Raw genomic sequence first — 688 nt, forward strand, 5'->3', positions numbered from 1 at the left:
GCACTTACAATGCGCAGAAGGAGTGAGCACAGAAAGAAGTCTTGAACTTTTCCGGGCATATAACTATACTCCCCGCATAGCTGAATTGTTGGCTATACGGTTTTTAGATGGCCCCGGTAATCTTTCTGCACTCGCCAAAGTTGAAGAAGATTATCGGGGTTTTCACTTTTCTGGCTCCTGTAAATCCACATCAGAACCAGTTCCCTGCCACCTTATGGCGTGGCCAGCCACAAAATTCCTTAAAACGATCAGTAATCTAGCATGCTACGACACAAAGTAAAGTCTTTACTTTAGTACATCCAGTCTCTGCAGTTCATCTTTGATAATTTTCTCAATGAACTGAGCCTGTGTTATCCCTTTTTGCTCGCAGTACTCAACCATGAGATCTTTCAGAGGATTTTTGACAAAAACTTTTATCTCTTTGTGTGTAAGACGTTTTCTTGCAACAGCGGCCATCTGTTTCTCAGAGTCAGACATAGGCTTACCTCTGCGCACAAACCGCTTTTGACTCAATGAGGAAGTCACTGCATTTTCTGTCTGCGACATCTCGCCTCCTCAATTCTCAAACAGGGATCGTTTCGCAGAGGATACTACAGTTTTTTGAAATCAGCGACTTGAAAGTTGTGACGATGATCTGTGTTGGCGCACAAATCATGTCTGATTACGACCGTTTAATGTGATTTTGATA

Annotated in this window: 3 protein-coding genes; 1 reads left to right on the forward strand and 2 read right to left on the reverse strand. The window is 42.7% G+C overall.

Annotated elements, in window-relative coordinates:
- Positions 1–59: RepA leader peptide Tap (tap, locus tag C7B16_RS25920; RefSeq protein ID WP_097744215.1), on the reverse strand; the 59-nt coding region annotated here is incomplete at its 3' end.
- 48 nt (positions 60–107) lie between these two features.
- Between tap and C7B16_RS25730 the strand changes: the two genes are divergently transcribed.
- Positions 108–260: a replication protein RepA gene (locus C7B16_RS25730; RefSeq protein WP_107180297.1), complete on the forward strand. Its 153-nt coding sequence runs from the start codon at positions 108–110 to the stop codon at positions 258–260.
- A 25-nt stretch (positions 261–285) separates the two neighbouring features.
- On the opposite strand, the gene C7B16_RS24310 is transcribed toward C7B16_RS25730, so the two are convergent.
- Entirely contained in the window at positions 286–546 is a 261-nt protein-coding gene (locus tag C7B16_RS24310) for a replication regulatory protein RepA (RefSeq protein WP_107180298.1), read from the reverse strand.
- Positions 547–688 lie beyond the last annotated feature (142 nt).

This window comes from Escherichia sp. 20412-1 (assembly GCF_003027595.1).
Lineage (GTDB): Bacteria > Pseudomonadota > Gammaproteobacteria > Enterobacterales > Enterobacteriaceae > Escherichia > Escherichia marmotae.

Coding starts and splice junctions, on each gene's coding strand:
- C7B16_RS25730 (WP_107180297.1), top strand. CDS start 108: ATGGCCCCGGTAATCTTTCTGCACTCGCCAAAGTTGAAGAAGATTATC.
- C7B16_RS24310 (WP_107180298.1), bottom strand. CDS start 546: ATGTCGCAGACAGAAAATGCAGTGACTTCCTCATTGAGTCAAAAGCGG.